The following is an 18,465-nucleotide window of genomic DNA, read 5'->3' on the forward strand; positions in this document are numbered from 1 at the left end:
GTCGTGAGCCACGACGGGGTGTGGCGCAGCTTGGTAGCGCGTCCGCTTTGGGAGCGGAAGGTCGTCGGTTCGAATCCGGCCACCCCGACCACGTACGATGACTAGCCTGTCCGCCTGTGGTGTGTCCGGATATGGAGCGCTTCAGCGACGTTCGTCTAACTCTCGATTGTCAGCCCCAAGGAGACCGACCGTGAAGAGCGCCGTGGAGACCCTGAACCCCACCCGGGTTCGGCTCACTGTCGAGGTGCCCTTCGATGAGCTGAAGCCCAGCCTCGACGCGGCGTACCGGAAGATCAACCAGCAGGTCCAGGTGCCGGGCTTCCGCAAGGGGAAGATCCCGGCCCGCGTCATCGACCAGCGCTTCGGGCGCGGCGCGGTGCTGGAGGAGGCGGTCAACGACGCGCTGCCGAAGTTCTACACCGAGGCGGTCAACGAGGGTGAGCTGACGCCGCTCGGCCAGCCCGACGTCGACATCACCGAGCTGAAGGACAACGAGACCCTCACGTTCACCGCCGAGGTGGACATCCGTCCCGAGCTGGAGATCCCCGACTTCTCCGGCATCGAGGTCACCGTGGACGCGGTCGAGGTCGCCGACGAGGACGTGGACAAGGCCGTCGAGCAGCTCCGCGAGCGCTTCGCCACCACCACCGTCGTCGAGCGCGAGGCCGCCGACGGCGACGTCGTCAAGATCGACCTGGAGGCCAGGGTCGACGGCGAGCTGCTGGACGACGGCGTCGCCCAGGGCGTCAACTACACCATCGGCTCGGGACAGATGCTGGACGGCCTGGACGAGGCCGTCATCGGCCTGGCCGCCGGCGGCACCGCCACCTTCACCAGCGAGCTGCGGGGCGGCTCCGGCGCCGGCAGCGAGGCCGAGGTCACCGTCACCGTCGAGTCCGTCTCCTCCCGCGAACTCCCCGAGCTGGACGACGAGTTCGCCCAGCTGGCGAGTGAGTTCGACACCCTTCAGGAGCTGCGCGAGGACAGCAGCCGCCGGCTGGCCGACGAGCGCAGGTACCAGCAGGCCACCGAGGCCCAGGAGAAGGTCCTCGACGCCCTGCTGGAGCTGGTCGAGGTCCCGCTGCCCGAGAAGCTGCTGGCCGAGGAGATCAAGACCCGCAAGCACAACCTGGAGCACCACCAGCTGCCGCAGCTCGGCATGGACCTGGACGCGTACCTCAAGCTCCAGGAGAAGACCGCCGAGGAGTTCGACGACGAGCTGAAGGAGCAGGCGGAGAAGGGCATCCGCACCCAGTTCGTGCTGGACGCCATCGCCCGCCGCGACGAGCTGAACGTGAGCCAGGAGGAGCTGACCGAGCACCTGGTGCGCCGGGCCCAGTCCTCCGGGATGAGCCCCGACCAGTTCGCCAAGGCCGTCGTCGAGGGCAACCAGGTCTCGATGCTGGTCGGTGAGGTCAGCCGGGGCAAGGCCCTCGCTTCCGTGGTCGAGGCCGCCACCGTCCGCGACAGCAACGGTGAGCTGGTCGAGCTGGACGACGACGAGAACGCCGACGAGAACGCCGCCGAGGGCTCGGCGGACGCGGTCGCCGAGGCGGTGGAGGCCAACGAGGCCGCAGCGGCCGGCGAGTCGACCGAGGCGAAGCCCAACGAGAGCTGACCGGGCGTCAGTCCAGAAGCCACCGGCTCATGGGAAGGGGGCGGACGCGGATGCGCGTCCGCCCCCTTCCCGTTCGGCCGGCGCCCGCAGCGCCGGCCCCACACTCCGTCACCCTCCCGCCGCCCCGGTCCCGCCGGGGAGGGGCGACCCTGCGCTCACAGCGAACAGTTCCCTGGTCGGGATGGGTCTGTCGGGACCGCGCGTTAGGGTCCCTAGAAACACGCCAGATGTCGAGTGACGGACGGGCTCACGTGGCCTGGACCGTCCAGGAATGAGCAGGTGGATACGTGACGCTCTTGATGCCCTCCGCCGCAGCGGAGCCGACAAGCGGCAGCCTCGGCGATCAGGTCTACAACCGGCTGCTCGACGAGCGCATCATCTTCCTGGGTCAGCCGGTGGACGATGACATCGCCAACCGGATCACGGCGCAGCTGCTGCTGCTGGCCGCCGATCCGGACAAGGACATCTATCTCTACATCAACAGCCCCGGCGGCTCGATCTCGGCCGGCATGGCGATCTACGACACCATGCAGTACGTCAAGAACGACGTGGTGACCATCGCCATGGGCCTGGCGGCGTCGATGGGGCAGTTCCTGCTGACGGCCGGCGCCCCCGGCAAGCGCTACGCGCTGCCCAACGCGGAGATCCTGATCCACCAGCCGTCGGCCGGGCTGGCCGGCTCCGCCTCGGACATCAAGATCCAGGCCGAGCAGCTGCTGCGCACCAAGCGCAAGATGGCCAAGCTCTCGGCCGAGCACTCGGGCGTCTCCGAGGAGCAGTGGGAGCGCGACGCGGACCGGGACCGCTGGTTCTCCGCCGAGGAGGCGCGGGACTACGGGCTGCTGGACCGGGTCATCACCAGTGCGGCGGACATCACGGGCGGCGGCGGCACGGGCGCCTGAGCCCACAGCTCGCCCCGAAAGCCCCGACGCTCACTGCCCGTTCGCAAGCCTAGACCCAAGGCGGTACACACACCGATGAAGAAGTTCCCAGGCTCCGGCCTCTACGACCGTCTGCCGGCCGAGTCCCGCTATGTGATTCCGCGCTTCGTCGAGCGCACCTCGCAGGGCGTGCGCGAGTACGACCCGTACGCGAAGCTCTTCGAGGAGGGCGTGATCTTCCTCGGGGTGCAGATCGACGACGCCTCGGCCAACGACGTGATGGCGCAGCTGCTGTGCCTGGAGTCCATCGACCCCGATCGCGACATCCAGATCTACATCAACAGCCCCGGCGGCTCGTTCACCGCGCTGACCGCCATCTACGACACGATGGTCTTCGTCAAGCCCGACATCCAGACGGTCTGCATGGGGCAGGCCGCCTCGGCCGCCGCCGTGCTGCTGGCCGCCGGCACCCCCGGCAAGCGGATGGCCCTGCCGAACTCGCGGGTCCTGATCCACCAGCCGTACTCGGAGACCGGCCGTGGCCAGGTGTCCGACCTGGAGATCGCCGCGCGCGAGGTCCAGCGGATGCGCAGCCAGATGGAGGAGATGCTGGCCAAGCACTCCACCAAGCCGATCGAGCAGATCCGCGACGACGTCGAGCGGGACAAGATCCTCACCGCGGCCGAGGCCGTCGACTACGGCCTGATCGACCAGATCATCACCACCCGCACCTCCACGGCCGGCTAGGCCACTGTCGGTACCTGTGCCGGATCACACATTCGGCGCGCGAAACGGCTCTGTCCCCTTTGACGGGAAGGCCCCGCCCAGGGGGATTCCCGTCAAGGGGGACCATTCCACCGGGCCAACGAGGTACCGTCGTCTTCTGTAAGCACTCGGCACCGTCGCCCCGGCGGTGCGCAGTCGAAGGGGAAGCACCTCGTGGCACGCATCGGTGATGGCGGCGATCTGCTCAAGTGCTCGTTCTGCGGCAAGAGTCAGAAACAGGTGAAGAAGCTCATCGCGGGCCCGGGGGTCTACATCTGCGATGAGTGCATCGATCTCTGCAACGAGATCATCGAGGAGGAGCTGGCCGAGTCGCCGGACTCCGACCTGGGGGAGCTGCCCAAGCCGAGGGAGATCTACGACTTCCTCGAAAGCTATGTGGTCGGCCAGGAGGACGCCAAGAAGGCGCTCTCCGTCGCCGTCTACAACCACTACAAGCGGGTGCGGGCCAGCGACGCCCACCCCTCGCGCGACGAGGAGATCGAGCTCTCCAAGTCGAACATCCTGCTGCTCGGCCCCACCGGCTCGGGCAAGACCCTGCTGGCCCAGACGCTGGCCAGGATGTTGAACGTCCCGTTCGCCATCACCGACGCGACCGCGCTGACCGAGGCCGGCTACGTGGGCGAGGACGTGGAGAACATCCTGCTCAAGCTGATCCAGGCGGCCGACTACGACATCAAGAAGGCCGAGCAGGGGATCATCTACATCGACGAGATCGACAAGGTCGCCCGAAAGAGCGAGAACCCGTCGATCACCCGGGACGTCTCCGGCGAGGGCGTGCAGCAGGCGCTGCTGAAGATCCTGGAGGGCACCACGGCGGCCGTGCCGCCGCAGGGCGGGCGCAAGCACCCGCACCAGGAGTTCCTCCAGATCGACACCTCCAACGTCCTGTTCATCGTCGGCGGCGCGTTCGCCGGCCTCGACGACATCATCAGGGCCCGCTCGGGCGCCCGTGGCATCGGCTTCGGCGCCGACATCCGCTCCAAGCGGGAGCGGGACAGCGCCGGGCTGCTGACCGAGGCGCTGCCCGAGGACCTGGTGAAGTACGGCATGATCCCCGAGTTCATCGGGCGGTTGCCGGTCATCACCTCGGTGCACAACCTGGACCGCGAGGCGCTGCTGCGCATCCTGGTCGAGCCGCGCAACGCGCTGATCAAGCAGTACCAGCGCCTGTTCGAGCTCGACGGGGTGGAGCTGGAGTTCGACCTGCCGGCCCTGGAGGCCATCGCCGACCAGGCCATCCTCCGCGGCACCGGGGCGCGCGGCCTGCGGGCGATCATGGAGGAGGTCCTGATGTCGGTGATGTACGAGGTGCCGTCCCGGCAGGACGTCGGCCAGGTCGTGATCACGGAGGACGTCGTCCGTTCCAACGTGAACCCGACGCTGGTGCCCCGTTCCCGGCTGGCCAAGCGCGACGCCTCCGTGCCGCCGCAGGAGAAGACCGCCTGAGCGGTCACCACCGCCAACGGGCGAGGGGCCCGGGACCAACGTGGTCCCGGGCCCCTCGTGTGTGTCCGGTCGGTGCCGGGTCCGTTACGGAACGGTCTCCTCGCCCGGGGCCTCGCCCTCGGTCTCGGTGCCGCCGTCGGTCCCGCCGGCGGTGTCCTCGACGAGCGAGGCGGTGCGCAGCGCGGCGCTGTGCGAGGCGGCCTCGTCCAGCGACATCTCCAGGCTGCCGGAGCCGGTCTGCTTCTGGAAGAAGGTGAAGCCGGCGGTGCTGTAGTCGGCCCAGACGCAGACCGGGACCCGCACCATCTCGCCGGTGAAGGCGTCCTCGGTCTCGGCCTCCTGGCACTTCATGGCCGCGCCGTCGAGCCCGTCCGGGTTCACGGCCTGCGGCTCGCCCAGCAGGCTCATGTCGTCACCGGCCGACGCCTGCTCGGCGCCGTAGGCCAGGAACGCGTCAACGGAGGCCTCGGGGTCCTCGATCTCGCCCCACATGCCGACCGCGAAGAGGGTGGTGACCTCGGTGGAGCCCAGCTCCGACGGGTCCATGATCCCGGCGACCTCCTCGGGCGTTATCCCGGCCACATAGACGCCCGAGGTGCCCTCGGCGTCGGCCAGCCCGACCTCGGCCAGCTCCTCCTCGGAGAGGGTGTCGGTGGAGGAGGCCGGCTCCATCAGCCGGAACTCGCCGCTGGTCTCGGGGAACTCCAACGAGTAGCTGGCGTCCGGGTCGCTGCCCGGGCCGCTGCCGCCGTCGTCGTCGCCGCCGAGGAGCAAGAACGCGCCGCCGCCGATCACGGCGAGCGCCACCACGACGGACAGCACGATGAGCAGCGTCTTGTTGCCGCCTCCGCCGCCGGCCGGCGGCTGGGGCTGGCCGTAGGGGGGCTGGCCAGGGAACTGCCCGGGGGGCGGCGGCTGTTGGCCGTAGGGTCCCGGCTGCTGCGGCTGGCCGTACGGGCCCGGCTGGCCGGGGAACCCACCGGGCTGGCCAGGGGCGCCGCCCGGCTGCCCCGGCATCCCGCCGGGCTGGCCGGGAGCGCCGCCCGGCTGCTGCGGGTATCCGTATCCGGGGCCCTGGGGGGCACCGCCCGGTGCGTACGGGTTGGGGCCGCCGGGCGGCGGGGCGCCCTGCGGCGGCGGTGCCCCGTACGGGCCGGGCTGCCCGGGCTGCTGGCCCGGCGGGGGCTGCTGCCCGTAGGGACCCGGCTGGTTGTGACTCATGGTGCTTCCCCTCAAGAGCCCGACATCGTCTGCGTCAGGCACATCCTGTCGGATGGGACGGCTTCCTGTACATCCACCCCAATCACATCCTCGGCGCCGGCGCAAGGCCCTGGGCGTCCCTCACCGCGACCGGTTCCGGCGGCCGATCTCCCGTGCGGGCGGCGGGCGTTGGACCCCGGCCCCGAACGCGTCACGGGCGCCGGGGCGGCCCGGGGAAAGGCGTGCGCGGAGTGTCAGCGGGGCGTTCTAGACTTACCGCCGTGACCGAGAACACTCAGCCGCCCGCCACCGGGCCCCACAGCGCCCCCGCAGATCTGCCGACGCAGTACACGCCGGCCGACGTAGAGGGGAAGTTGTACGAGCGCTGGGTAGAACGCGGTTACTTCGAGGCGGACGAGAAGAGCGAGAAGGAGCCGTACGCGATCGTCATTCCGCCGCCCAACGTGACCGGAAGTCTCCATCTGGGCCACGCCTTCGAGCACACGCTCATCGACGCGTTGACCCGGCGCAAGCGGATGCAGGGGTACGAGACCCTGTGGCAGCCCGGGATGGACCACGCCGGCATCGCCACCCAGAACCGCGTGGAGCGCGAGCTGGCCAAGGAGGGCGTCTCGCGGCACGACCTGGGCCGGGAGGCGTTCGTCGAGCGGGTCTGGCGGTGGAAGGCCGAGTCGGGGGGCACCATCTCCGGGCAGATGCGCCGCCTCGGCGACGGCGTCGCCTGGTCCCGTGAGCGCTTCACGATGGACGAGGGCCTGTCCCGCGCGGTCAACACGATCTTCAAGCGGCTCCACGACGACGGCCTGATCTACCGCGCCGAGCGCATCATCAACTGGTGCCCGCGCTGTCTGACGGCCATCTCGGACATCGAGGTGGAGTACCAGGACGACGACGGCGAGTTGGTCTCCATCAGGTACGGGGACGGCGAGGACTCGCTGGTCGTCGCCACCACCAGGGCCGAGACGATGCTGGGCGACACGGCGGTCGCCGTCCACCCGGACGACGAGCGGTACCGCCATCTCGTCGGCCGCCAGATCGACCTGCCGCTGACCGACCGCTCCATCCCGGTCGTCGCCGACGCCCATGTGGACCCGGAGTTCGGCACCGGCGCGGTCAAGGTCACCCCGGCCCACGACCCGAACGACTTCGAGATCGGCCGCCGGCACGGCCTCCCGCAGCTGACGGTCATGGACGAGCACGCGGTGATCACCGCGCCCGGCCCGTTCCAGGGCCTGGACCGGCTGGAGGCGCGCTCGGCCGTCGTCGGCGCGCTCCGCGAAGAGGGGCGCATCGTCGCGGAGAAGCGCCCCTACCAGCACTCCGTCGGCCACTGCTCGCGCTGCCACACCACGGTCGAGCCCCGGCTGTCCATGCAGTGGTGGGTCAGGGTCGCCCCGCTCGCCAAGGCGGCCGGGGACGCGGTCCGCGACGGCCGGGTCGCCATCCACCCCAAGGAGATGTCCTCCCGGTACTTCGAGTGGGTGGACAACCTCCACGACTGGTGCATCTCCCGCCAGCTGTGGTGGGGCCACCGCATCCCCGTCTGGTACGGGCCCGACGGCGAGGTCCGCTGCGTCGGCCCGGACGAGGAGCCGCCCACCGGCCCCGGCTGGACCCAGGACACCGACGTGCTGGACACGTGGTTCTCCTCGGGCCTGTGGCCGTTCTCCACCCTGGGCTGGCCCGAACGCACGGCGAGCGTCGCCAAGTTCTACCCGAACTCGGTCCTGGTCACCGGGTACGACATCCTCTTCTTCTGGGTCGCCCGGATGATGATGTTCGGCCTCTACGCGATGGACGGCGTTCCCCCCTTCCACACCATCGCCCTGCACGGCATGGTGCGTGACCAGTTCGGCAAGAAGATGTCCAAGTCCTTTGGGAACGCGGTCGATCCGCTGGACTGGATGGACGCCTACGGCTCGGACGCGGTCCGCTTCACCCTGGCCAGGGGCGCCAACCCGGGCGTCGACGTGCCCATCGGCGAGGACTGGGTCCAGGCCTCGCGGAACTTCGCCAACAAGATCTGGAACGCGACGCGCTTCGCGCTGCTCAACGGCGCCACCGTCGAGGGCCCGCTGCCGGCCGCCGAGGAGCTGTCAGCCACCGACCGCTGGGTGCTCTCCCGGCTGAACTCGGTGGTCGCCGAGGCCGACGCGTACTACGACGACTACCAGTTCGCCAAGCTCAGCGACGCCCTCTTCCACTTCGCGTGGGACGAGGTCTTCGACTGGTACGTCGAGCTGTCCAAGACCACCTTCGCCGCCGGCGGCCGGCCGGCCGAGGTCTCCCGGCGGGTCCTGGGCGAGGTGCTGGACGTCACGCTGCGCCTGCTGCACCCGCTGATCCCGTTCGTCACCGAGGAGTTGTGGACCACGCTCACCGGCGGCGAGTCCGTGGTCGTGGCCGACTGGCCGACCGACTCGGGCTTCCGGGACGCGGCGGCCGAGCGCGAGCTGGACGCCGTCCGGCAGCTGGTCACCGAGGTCCGCAGGTTCCGCGCCGACCAGGGCCTCCAGCCGGGGCAGCGGGTGCCCGCCACCCTCGACCTGGGGGAGACGGGCCTGGCCGCCCACGAGCCGGCGGTGCGCGCGCTGCTGCGCCTGGAGCCGGCGGGTGACGCGTTCTCCGCCACGGCGACGCTGCCGGTCGCCGGCGCCGTGGTCGCGCTCGACCTGTCGGGGGCGATCGACTTCGCCGCCGAGCGCAAGCGCCTGACCAAGGACCTGGCGGCGGCGGAGAAGGAGCTGGCCCAGACCACCGCCAAGCTGGGCAACGAGGCGTTCCTCGCCAAGGCGCCCGACCATGTGGTGGCCAAGATCCGCACCCGCCGCGAGGCGGCGGAGGCCGACATCGCCCGGATCACCGAGCAGTTGGCGAAGCTCCCGGCGTGACCGCGCCCCGGCTCCCCCGGCCCGCGCCGGGGGAGCCGACGCCCGGCCCCCGGGCGGCCCGGGCCCCTTCCGTAGACTGGCCACCGTGAGCGACGCGCAGCCCGACAACGGCCAGGAGCCGGACGACCTCCCGGCCATCCCCTCCATCGACGACGAGCAGAGCGAGGGCGGCGAGTTCGACGCGATCGTCGACGCCGAGCGCGACCGCGACCCGGACCTGGCGGTCATCGAGGCCGGCAGCCGTACCCTGCGCGCCCAGGCCGGCCCGCCCGGCGGCGACCTGCCGACCCGGCCCGAGGACCCCGAACTCGACCGCGCCCTCGCCGACGTCGAGAAGGAGCTGCTGGCCCGCTGGCCCGAGACCAAGCTCGACCCGTCGACGGCCCGGATGAGCGCGCTGATGGACGTGCTGGGCGAGCCCCAACGCACCTATCCGGCCATCCACATCACCGGCACCAACGGCAAGACCACCACGGCCCGGATGATCGAGGCCCTGCTCGCCGGCTTCGACCTGCGCCCCGGCCGCTACTCCAGCCCGCATGTGCAGTCCATCACCGAGCGGATCAGCCTGGACGGCGCCCCGATCCCCGCCGACCGCTTCGTCTCCGTCTACCGCGACATCCAGCCTCTGGTGGAGCTGGTCGACGCCCAACAGGAGCACCGGCTCTCCTTCTTCGAGGTGCTCACGGGCATGGCCTACGCCGCCTTCGCGGACGCCCCGGTGGACGTGGCCGTGGTCGAGGTCGGGATGGGCGGCAGCTGGGACGCCACCAACGTCATCGACGGCACGGTCGCCGTGCTCACCCCGATCAGCCTGGACCACACGGCGCGGCTCGGCGACACCCCCGAGCGGATCGCCGTGGAGAAGTCCGGGATCATCAAGCCAGGCGCCCGCGTGGTCCTCGCCCAGCAGCAGATCGAGGCCGCCTCGGTGGTGCTGCGCCGGGCCGTCGAGGTCGACGCCACGGTCGCCAGGGAGGGCATGGAGTTCGGGGTGCTCGCCCGCGAGGTGGCCGTCGGCGGACAGCTGTTGACGCTGCGCGGTCTGGGCGGCGAGTACCCGGAGGTCTTCCTCCCGCTGCACGGCGCGCACATGGCGCACAACGCGGCGGTCGCCCTCGCGGCCGTCGAGGCGTTCTTCGGCGTCGGCGACGGCCGGCCGGCCGAGCCGCTGGACCAGGACGTGGTGCGCGCCGCGTTCGCCTCCGTCACCTCGCCGGGCCGGCTCGAAGTGCTGCGCACCAGCCCGACGGTGCTGGTCGACGCCGCGCACAACCCGGGCGGCGCGCAGGCAACGGCCGAGGCGATCACCGAGGCGTTCGGCTTCAGCCGGCTGATCGGCGTGGTCGGCGCCACCGAGGGCAAGGACGTGCGGGGCCTGCTGGAGGCGTTCGAGCCGGTCCTCACCGAGGTGGTGGTGACCCGCAACACCTCCCAACGGGCCGTGGACGTCGACGCGTTGGCGGCCGTGGCGGTGGAGGTCTTCGGCGCCGAGCGGGTGGTCGTCGAGCCCAGGCTCGACGACGCCATCGAGGCCGCCGTGGCGCTGGCCGAGGAGGAGCACGAGTACGCGGCGGCCGGCGTGCTGGTCACCGGCTCGGTGATCACGGTCGGCGAGGCCAGGCTGCTGCTGAAGGGCGGACGGTGATGCGCACCCTGTGCGCCAGCACGCTGCTGGGCGAGTTCTTCGTCATCGGCCTCGCCGGGCTGGCCGCCAGCCGGCTGTCCACGGCCTCGACGGGCACCGTGTGGTGGGTGTGCGGCGTGGCCATGGCCGTGTCCCTGCTGCTGTGCGCGATCGCCGGCCGGCCGTCGGGCGTGTGGCTCGGCTGGGCGTTCCAGGCGGCGCTGGTCGCGGCCGGCTTCGTGCTGCCGGCGATGTTCGTGCTGGGCGCCGCGTTCGCCGGGCTGTGGTGGGCCTCGGTGTACTTCGGCGCCCGCATCGACGCGTTGAAGGCCGCCAGGGAGCAGGGCGCGCCCGCCGGTTGAGCCGCCCTGGGTGCGGCCGGCGGACGCCCGCCCGGTACTCTTACGCTCCCCGCGCGTCCGGCCCGCCGGACGGCCACGCGGGTCGCGCGACCCCGCGCGGCTGCCGCCCGCCGAGGTGCTCCCGCCGCCACACCGTGCTTCGCCGTTCTTCGTCAGGTCATTTCCCAGGATTCCCAGGAGCCGCCCCCATGAGCCAGCGCACTCTTGTCCTCCTCAAGCCGGACGCGGTCAGCCGGGGGCTGATCGGCGAGATCGTGGGCCGGGTGGAACGCAAGGCGGGCTGGCGGATCACCGCGCTCGAACTGCGCACCCTGGACCGCGCCACCCTGGAGACGCACTACGCGGAGCACGTGGGGCGTCCGTTCTACGAGCCGCTGCTGGAGTTCATGGCCTCGGGCCCCAGCGTGGCCATGGTCGTGGAGGGCGAGCGGGTCATCGAGGGCCTGCGCGCGCTGGCCGGGCCGACCGACCCGATCGCCGCCGCACCGGGCTCCATCAGGGGCGACTTCGGCACCGTGGTCCGGGAGAACCTGATCCACGCCTCGGACTCGGAGGAGTCCGCCGAGCGGGAGCTGAAGATCTTCTTCCCCGAGCTGCCCCGCTGAACTCCCTGTTGAACGGCCGTCAGCGCGGCACGTTCCCCGAGCCACGCCGGCCCGGCGGAATGCGATGTTCCGCCGTGGTCGGTAAGGTCGGTCAGGGGAACCCTTCACCCGAACGCGACGTCACCATGATGGAGGGTGGGGCTGGTTCCGCCGACAATGGCGAAAGCGGCGCTCCGGCGCTCCGTGTCAGACCGGCCGTGGATACGATGGCATTGCCGCGCCTCTTCCCCCAGCGGCGGGAGAGGTCCCGCGCACGCAGCCCATCGCACCCTCCGCCGACCTCCCCGCACAAAACGCTCCAGCTGGAAGGCCAGATGCATCCCTATGGCGAACAATATGTCGTTCATCGGTCGTGACATGGCAGTTGACCTCGGGACGGCCAACACGCTGGTGTACGTCAGGGGTCGAGGGATTGTCCTCAACGAGCCGTCCGTCGTCGCGATCAACACCAACACGGGTGGCATTCTCGCCGTTGGTGCCGAGGCGAAGAAGATGATCGGCCGGACCCCCGGCAACATCGTGGCCGTTCGCCCCCTCAAGGACGGCGTGATCGCCGACTTCGAGATCACCGAGCGAATGCTGCGCTACTTCATTCTGAAAATCCACAAAAGGCGTTATCTCGCCCGACCGCGCGTGGTCGTCTGTGTGCCCTCGGGCATCACGGGAGTGGAGCGCAGGGCGGTCATCGAGGCCTCGACGCAGGCCGGGGCGCGGCAGGTGCACATCATCGAGGAGCCGATGGCGGCCGCGATCGGCTCCGGGCTCCCGGTGCACGAGGCCACCGGCAACATGGTGGTGGACATCGGCGGCGGCACCACCGAGGTCGCGGTGATCTCGCTGGGCGGCATCGTCACGGCGCAGTCGATCCGGGTGGCCGGCGACGAGCTGGACAACGCGATCATCCAGCACATCAAGAAGGAGTACAGCCTCCTGCTGGGCGAGCGCACCGCCGAGAGCATCAAGATCACCATCGGCTCCGCCTACGAGTTGGACCAGGACGAGCACACCGAGATCCGCGGCCGCGACCTGGTCAGCGGGCTGCCCAAGACCGTGGTGATCTCCTCGGCCGAGGTTCGCAAGGCGATGGAGGAGCCGGTCAACGCGATCGTGGACGCGGTCAAGACCACGCTCGACAAGTGCCCGCCCGAGCTGTCCGGCGACGTGATGGACCGGGGCATCGTGCTCACCGGCGGCGGCGCGCTGCTGCGCGGCCTGGACGAGCGGCTCCGCCAGGAGACGGGGATGCCGATCCACATCGCCGAGGACCCGCTGGACTCCGTGGCGCTCGGCTCGGGCAAGTGCGTCGAGGAGTTCGAGGCGCTCCAGCAGGTGTTGGACGCCCAGCCCAGGCGCTAGCCCGGCCCAGGCGCCAGCCCGGTCCAGCCGGGCCGGCCCCGGGAGTCGACTGACCGATCCAGAAAGGCACGGCCGCCGCACGTGAGGGACACCCGAGAGAGCCGGCTGCTTCTCGTACTGCTGGTCTCCATCGCTTTCGCGCTGATCACGATGGACATCAGGGGCGGGGACAACTCCCCGCTCAACGGTCCACGGGAGGCCGCCGCGTCCTTCTTCGGCCCGGTGGAGGAGGGCGTCGCCGGCGCCGTCGACCCCTTCGCCAACGCCATCGCCGCCGTCCGCGAGTCCGGCGAACGGCACGACCGCATCAGCGAGTTGGAGCGGGAGAACGCCGAGCTGCGGCAGGAGCTGGGCAGCGAGGCGCACCGCGAGTCGCGGATAGCACAACTGGACGAGCTGCTGCGGACCGCCGGCGCCGGCCGGTACGGGATCGTCGGCGCCCAGGTCATCGCGGTCGGCGCCGGACAGGGCTTCTCCTGGACGGTGACCATCGACGCGGGCAGCGAGGACGGCATCGCCAAGGACATGACGGTGCTCAACGGCGACGGCCTCGTCGGCCGCGTCACCACGGTCGCCCGGGGCACCTCGACGGTGCTGCTGGCCAACGACCCGGGCTTCACCGTCGGCACCCGGCTCGAGGACAGCGAGGAACTGGGCTTCGCCACCGGGCGCGGCGACAACACCCTGGACGTGCAACTCCTCAACCAGCGCGCCGAGGTCGCGGAGGGCGACCGGATGGTCACCTTCGGCTCGGCCGACAACAAGCCGTTCGTGCCGGGCGTGCCCGTGGGCGAGGTGGTCAGCGTCGAGCGTTCCAACGGCGACCTGACCCGCACCGTCCAGGTCCGGCCCTATGTCGAGTTCACCCAGCTCGACCTCGTGGGCGTCGTCGTCGAGCCGCCCCGGGACAACCCGCGCGACTCCGTGCTGCCCGAGCGTCCCGAGGACGTCGAGCAGCGGGCTGCCCGCGAGGAGGCCGAGGGCGAGGAGGGCGGCGCCGAGGCCGGCGAGGACACCGGCCCGGTGGACGAGTTCCCCGAGCCCGACGGCCTGGCCCCGCCGCCCGACGAGGACGGCGGGGACGGCGGCGAAGGCGGCGACGCCGGTGACGGGGCTCAGGACGGCGGCGAAGGCCAGGACGGGGAGCCCGACTTCGGCGCCCTGGCGCCCGGCCGTGACCGGTTCGACCCAGCGAGCAGGAGCTGACCATGCGCCTCTACCGCACGCTGCTGGCCGCCGTGCTGATCTTTGTCGCGCTGCTGGCGCAGGTCACCATACTGGCCAGACTCGGGCTGCCCGGAGCCGTTCCCGACCTGCTGCTGCTCACCGTGCTGGCGCTGGCGCTGGTCTACGGGCACACCGGCGGCGCGCTGGTCGGCTTCGCCGCCGGCCTGCTCGCCGACCTGGCCCCGCCGGCCGACCACGCGGTCGGCCGCTACGCCCTGGTGCTGTGCGTGATCGGCTACGCCGCCGGGCTGACTCGGCCGGAGAACGGCCAACACCGGTCGGCCACCGTCCCGATGCTGGTGGTCGCCGGCGGCGCGCTCAGCTCGACGCTGCTCTACGCGGGCGTCGGCGCACTGGTCGGCGACACGCCCGCCCGCGACGTCGGGCTCACCAGCCTGCTGCTGACCGCGACCTGTTACGACCTGCTGCTCGCCCCGTTCGTGGTGCCGCTGATCATGGCGGCGGCCCGCCGGGGCGAGGGCGACCCGCTCTCCGGCGACGGCTCGGGCCCCGGCTCGGACAACCCGATCAGCTGGCTGAGCGGGGCGGGCGCTGGGCTGCGCCCGCGTTCGCCGCGCCGGAGTCGCTACGGGCGGACCGCGCGCGTCGGCGGGCGTTCCCCGCTGTTGGGCCGCTCCGCGCGGAACAGCGCGGGGCGCATCAAGGGAGTCAAGCGACTGTGACCAACATCCCCGAAACCGGCAGGACTTCGCGGATCACCATCCGGCTGGTCGTCATCCAGATATTGGTCTTCTCGCTGCTGCTGACCCTGGGCGGGCGGCTGTGGTACCTCCAGATCCGGCAGGGCGACGAGTTCGCCGCCGAGGCGGCGGGCAACCACGTGCAGCAGGTGGTGCAGCCGGCCGTGCGCGGCTCCATCGTGGACGCGCGCGGGGTGCCCATCGCGGACAACGAGACCCGGCTCGTGGTCTCCGTCGACCGCACCGAGCTGTCCAAGCTGCCCGACGACGGCGAGGAGGTCCTCGCCGACCTGGCCGAGCTGTTGGAGCTGAGCGAGGAGGAGGTCGCCCACCGCGTCCGGCTCTGTGACGCCGAGACCCCGCAGCCGTGCTGGAACGGTTCTCCCTATCAGCCGATCCCCATCACCGACGAGGCCACCACCGAGCAGACCCTCCAGATCCGCGAGCGCGCCGAGGAGTTCCCCGGCGTCAGCGCCGAGCCCACCGCCGTGCGCCGCTACCCGGCGCCCGAGGGCGCCAGGAGCGCCCAGGTGCTGGGCTATCTCTCGCCGGTCACCGACGACGAGGTCGCGGAGTCCGAGGACACCGACTCGCCGCTGCTGCGCTCCGACCAGATCGGCCGGTCCGGCCTGGAGCGCACCTACGACGGCTATCTGCGGGGCGAGTCCGGGGTGACCCGGTACGAGGTGGACAAGTTCGGGCGGGTTCTCGGCGAGGCGGAGAACGACCCGGCGATGGCCGGCGCCAACGTCGTCACCAGCCTCGACTCCCGGCTCCAGGCCGTGGTCGAGGAGGAGCTGGTCGGCGCGATGGAGCGCGCGCAGGCCGAACGCGACGACATCACCGGCCGGAACTACGAGGCGGACTCGGGTGCGGCCGTGGTCCTGGAGAACGACACGGGCCGGGTGGTGGCGATGGCCTCGGCCCCGGACTACGACCCCAACGTGTGGGTCGGCGGCATCTCCAGCGACGAGTACGCCAGGCTCACCGACGAGGACGCCAACGACCCGCTGATCAACCGGGCCATCCAGGGCCAGGGCCCGCCCGGTTCGACGTTCAAGGTGGTCAGCTCGACGGCTGCGGTCAACGCCGGCTACGACTTCGACGGCCGCTACAACTGTTCGTCCTCCTACGACATCGGCGGCCAGACGTTCCGCAACTTCGAGTCCAGCTCCTACGGTCCGATCAGCCTGGCGCAGGCCATCGAGGTCTCCTGCAACACCGTCTTCTACGGGCTGGCGCACCGCGAGTGGCAGCGGGACGGCGGCAACGACCCGGTGGACGAGCCGAACGACTACTTCTTCAACACCGCCCTCGGCTTCGGCCTCGGCACCCAGACCGGCATCGACCTGCCCAACGAGGTGCCGGGGCGCATCCCGGACCGGCAGTGGAAGCAGGACTACTGGGAGGCCAACCGGGACGAGTGGTGCGAGATCGCCGAGAGCGACCGGGACGACTACCCGGCGCGGATCGCGCGTGAGAACTGCACCGAGGGCATGAAGATGCGCGCCGGCGACATGCTCAACTTCTCCATCGGACAGGGTGACGTGCTGGTCACGCCGATCCAGCTGGCCAGCGTCTACGCGGCGATTGGCAACGGCGGCACGCTCTACCAGCCGTCCGTCGGCAAGGCCGTGGTCGCCGCCGACGGGCGGGTGATCGAGGAGTTCGAGCCGCAGGCGACGGGGGAGCTGCCGGCCGACGAGCAGACCATCGAGGACCTGCGGGACGCCACGGCCGGCGTGATCACCACGGGCAGCGCGGCGTGGAAGTTCGGCGGCTGGCCGCAGAACGAGATCCCGCTGCACGCCAAGACGGGAACGGCGGAGGGCGCCGGCGACCAGCAGACCTCGTCCTGGCTGGCGACGTTCACCGACGACTTCACCGTGGTGATGACCATCTCCCAGGCCGGCACCGGCTCGGGCGCCTCGGGTGACGCGGTGCGGCACATCTGGGAGGCGATCTACGGGGTGCAGGGCGGCGGCGTCAACGAGGACGCGGCGCTGCTGCCGGAGCCGATCACCGAGCTGCCGGAGATCGACGAGACCGGGGCCATCGTTCCGCCGCCGGACGAGGAGGCTGACGAGGACGCTGACGGGGAGCGCGACGCGGACTCCTCGGGCGAGGCGGGTCAGGAGTCCGGTCAGGATTCCGGTCAGCAGGGCGAGACCTTCGACCAGGGGGACCCGGGCGGTCAGGGCGAACAGCCGGAGGGCGCCGAGCAGTTCGTGCCCGGCGGCACGCCGGTGACGCCGGACGCCGGGGACTCGCAGGCGTCGTGGGACGCGCGCGCGTCGTGGTCAGGGCCGGCCTCGTGGTCCTGGCCGGCGCCCGTTCCGCTCGCCGAGGACCCGCCGGAGCGGGAGAACCAGACGCGGCGGGAAGACGAGTAAGGGCTAGTCGTTGAACAACCACCACCTGCGGGTCGACGGGCTGGGCCCCGACCCCGGCACCTGGCGTCGGCTGACCGCGCGCGACTCGGTGCTGCGCCGCGTCGACTGGGTGCTGCTGCTGGCGGCGCTGGCGCTGTCGGTGATCGGCATCCTGCTGGTCTGGTCGGCCACCAGGAACCGCACCGAGATCAACAGCGGTGACCCGCACTACTTCCTGGTCAGGCAGGGCATCAACCTGGCGCTCGGCCTCGGGCTGGCGGTCGGGGTGATGTGGCTGGGGCACCACCGGCTGCGGTCGGCGGTCCCGCTGTTCTTCGGGTTCTCGATGCTGTTCATGCTGCTGGTCTTCACCCCGCTGGGCACGGAGATCAACGGGCAGCGGGCCTGGCTGTCCATCGGCGGCTACACCCTCCAGCCGGGGGAGTTCGCCAAGGTCGCGATCATCCTGGGGATGGCGGTGATACTGGCCGACCAGGTGGACGCCGGCGACCGCGACTACCCGAGCCGGCGGGCGGTGCTCCAGGCGCTGGCGCTGGCCACCGCGCCGCTGTGCATAGTGGTCATAGACGACATGGGCATGGCCATGGTGCTCAGCGTGATCGTGCTGGGGATACTGCTGGCCTCGGGCGCCTCCCTGAAGTGGTCGATCGGGCTGATGCTGGCCGGGATCGTCGGCGCGGCGCTGGTGTGGACGCTGGGCGTGCTGGACGACTACCAGCTGGACCGGTTCGCCGCGTTCGCCGACCCGTCCCGGGACCCGGCGGGCGTGGGCTACAACACCAACCAGGCCAGGATCGCGATCGGCTCGGGGCAGTTGGACGGCAAGGGGCTCTTCCAGGGCACCCAGACCACCGGGCAGTTCGTGCCCGAGCAGCACACGGACTTCATCTTCACGGTGGCCGGCGAGGAGCTGGGCTTCCTCGGCGCCGGCGGGATCATCGTGCTGATCGGCGTGGTGCTGTGGCGGGCGCTGCGGATCGCGCGGGACAGCAGCGAGCTGTACGGGACGATCATCGCGGCGGGGATCGTCGCCTGGTTCGCGTTCCAGTGCTTCGAGAACATCGGGATGGCGCTGGGCATCATGCCGGTGGCCGGCGTGCCGCTGCCGTTCCTCTCCTACGGGGGGACGGCGATGTTCGCGGTGTGGATCGCCATAGGGCTGCTCCAGTCGGTGCGGATGAAGCGGCCGTTGACGGCGTGAGCGCCCGGCGCTCGCCGGTGGACGGGCGGGTGCTTAGCCGGTGGACGGGCGGGTGCTTCGCCGGTGGACGGGCGGGTGCGCGGGGGCCGGTACGCTGAATGGTCCAGCCTTCGTCAGCCTGATCGAACCCGAGCGGTGCGTTGCCGGTCT

General features: G+C 71.1%; 14 protein-coding genes and 1 tRNA gene. 14 read left to right on the forward strand and 1 reads right to left on the reverse strand.

Annotated features, from left to right (window positions below):
- Nucleotides 1-14: 14 nt before the first annotated feature.
- The 5 genes from FH609_RS05150 to clpX all read left to right on the forward strand — a co-directional run bounded on the left by FH609_RS05150 (nt 15) and on the right by clpX (nt 4,731).
- A tRNA-Pro gene (locus tag FH609_RS05150) sits at nt 15-91 on the forward strand.
- A 99-nt stretch (nt 92-190) separates the two neighbouring features.
- Nucleotides 191-1,618, forward strand: coding sequence for a trigger factor (gene tig, locus FH609_RS05155; RefSeq protein WP_139665989.1), 1,428 nt, complete (start codon nt 191-193; stop codon nt 1,616-1,618).
- A gap of 287 nt (nt 1,619-1,905) precedes the next feature.
- The gene (locus FH609_RS05160; RefSeq protein WP_319789580.1) at nt 1,906-2,520 is read left to right on the forward strand and encodes an ATP-dependent Clp protease proteolytic subunit; all 615 of its coding nucleotides are present in this window, start codon (nt 1,906-1,908) and stop codon (nt 2,518-2,520) included.
- Nucleotides 2,521-2,595: 75 nt separating this feature from the next.
- The gene (locus tag FH609_RS05165; RefSeq protein ID WP_139665990.1) at nt 2,596-3,246 is read left to right on the forward strand and encodes an ATP-dependent Clp protease proteolytic subunit; all 651 of its coding nucleotides are present in this window, start codon (nt 2,596-2,598) and stop codon (nt 3,244-3,246) included.
- 192 nt (nt 3,247-3,438) lie between these two features.
- Entirely contained in the window at nt 3,439-4,731 is a 1,293-nt protein-coding gene (gene clpX, locus FH609_RS05170; RefSeq protein ID WP_139665991.1) for an ATP-dependent Clp protease ATP-binding subunit ClpX, read from the forward strand.
- A gap of 84 nt (nt 4,732-4,815) precedes the next feature.
- On the opposite strand, the gene FH609_RS05175 is transcribed toward clpX, so the two are convergent.
- Nucleotides 4,816-5,952, reverse strand: coding sequence for a hypothetical protein (locus FH609_RS05175; protein ID WP_226961417.1), 1,137 nt, complete (start codon nt 5,950-5,952; stop codon nt 4,816-4,818).
- 260 nt (nt 5,953-6,212) lie between these two features.
- Here FH609_RS05175 and FH609_RS05180 point away from each other — a divergent pair, with 260 nt between their 5' ends.
- The 9 genes from FH609_RS05180 (at nt 6,213) to FH609_RS05220 (ending at nt 18,315) form a co-directional block, all read left to right on the forward strand.
- Nucleotides 6,213-8,843: a valine--tRNA ligase gene (locus FH609_RS05180; protein WP_139665992.1), complete on the forward strand. Its 2,631-nt coding sequence runs from the start codon at nt 6,213-6,215 to the stop codon at nt 8,841-8,843.
- Between the two features lie 136 nt (nt 8,844-8,979).
- The gene (gene folC / locus FH609_RS05185) at nt 8,980-10,491 is read left to right on the forward strand and encodes a bifunctional tetrahydrofolate synthase/dihydrofolate synthase (RefSeq protein WP_226961456.1); all 1,512 of its coding nucleotides are present in this window, start codon (nt 8,980-8,982) and stop codon (nt 10,489-10,491) included.
- Nucleotides 10,491-10,832 (forward strand): DUF4233 domain-containing protein, encoded by a 342-nt coding sequence (locus FH609_RS05190; protein ID WP_139665994.1) that lies wholly within the window; start codon nt 10,491-10,493, stop codon nt 10,830-10,832. Before folC ends, FH609_RS05190 begins: the two co-directional genes overlap by 1 nt.
- A gap of 188 nt (nt 10,833-11,020) precedes the next feature.
- A complete protein-coding gene (gene ndk / locus FH609_RS05195) occupies nt 11,021-11,437 on the forward strand; it encodes a nucleoside-diphosphate kinase (RefSeq protein ID WP_122182309.1) in 417 nt (138 codons plus the stop codon).
- A 336-nt stretch (nt 11,438-11,773) separates the two neighbouring features.
- The gene (locus tag FH609_RS05200) at nt 11,774-12,793 is read left to right on the forward strand and encodes a rod shape-determining protein (protein ID WP_122182308.1); all 1,020 of its coding nucleotides are present in this window, start codon (nt 11,774-11,776) and stop codon (nt 12,791-12,793) included.
- A gap of 81 nt (nt 12,794-12,874) precedes the next feature.
- On the forward strand, nt 12,875-13,999 hold the full coding sequence (gene mreC, locus FH609_RS05205; RefSeq protein ID WP_139665995.1) for a rod shape-determining protein MreC: 1,125 nt from the start codon (nt 12,875-12,877) through the stop codon (nt 13,997-13,999).
- Nucleotides 14,000-14,001: 2 nt separating this feature from the next.
- Nucleotides 14,002-14,703: a rod shape-determining protein MreD gene (mreD, locus tag FH609_RS05210; RefSeq protein WP_139665996.1), complete on the forward strand. Its 702-nt coding sequence runs from the start codon at nt 14,002-14,004 to the stop codon at nt 14,701-14,703.
- Entirely contained in the window at nt 14,700-17,114 is a 2,415-nt protein-coding gene (mrdA, locus tag FH609_RS05215) for a penicillin-binding protein 2 (protein WP_139665997.1), read from the forward strand. The genes mreD and mrdA overlap by 4 nt, the downstream gene beginning before the upstream one ends.
- Before the next feature lie 10 nt (nt 17,115-17,124).
- Nucleotides 17,125-18,315 carry an FtsW/RodA/SpoVE family cell cycle protein gene (locus FH609_RS05220; RefSeq protein ID WP_139665998.1) on the forward strand — a complete coding sequence of 397 codons (1,191 nt, stop codon included), beginning with the start codon at nt 17,125-17,127 and terminating at the stop codon, nt 18,313-18,315.
- Nucleotides 18,316-18,465: the final 150 nt, after the last annotated feature.

The organism is Streptomyces sp. 3MP-14, from assembly GCF_006334905.2.
Lineage (GTDB): Bacteria > Actinomycetota > Actinomycetes > Streptomycetales > Streptomycetaceae > Streptomyces > Streptomyces triticirhizae.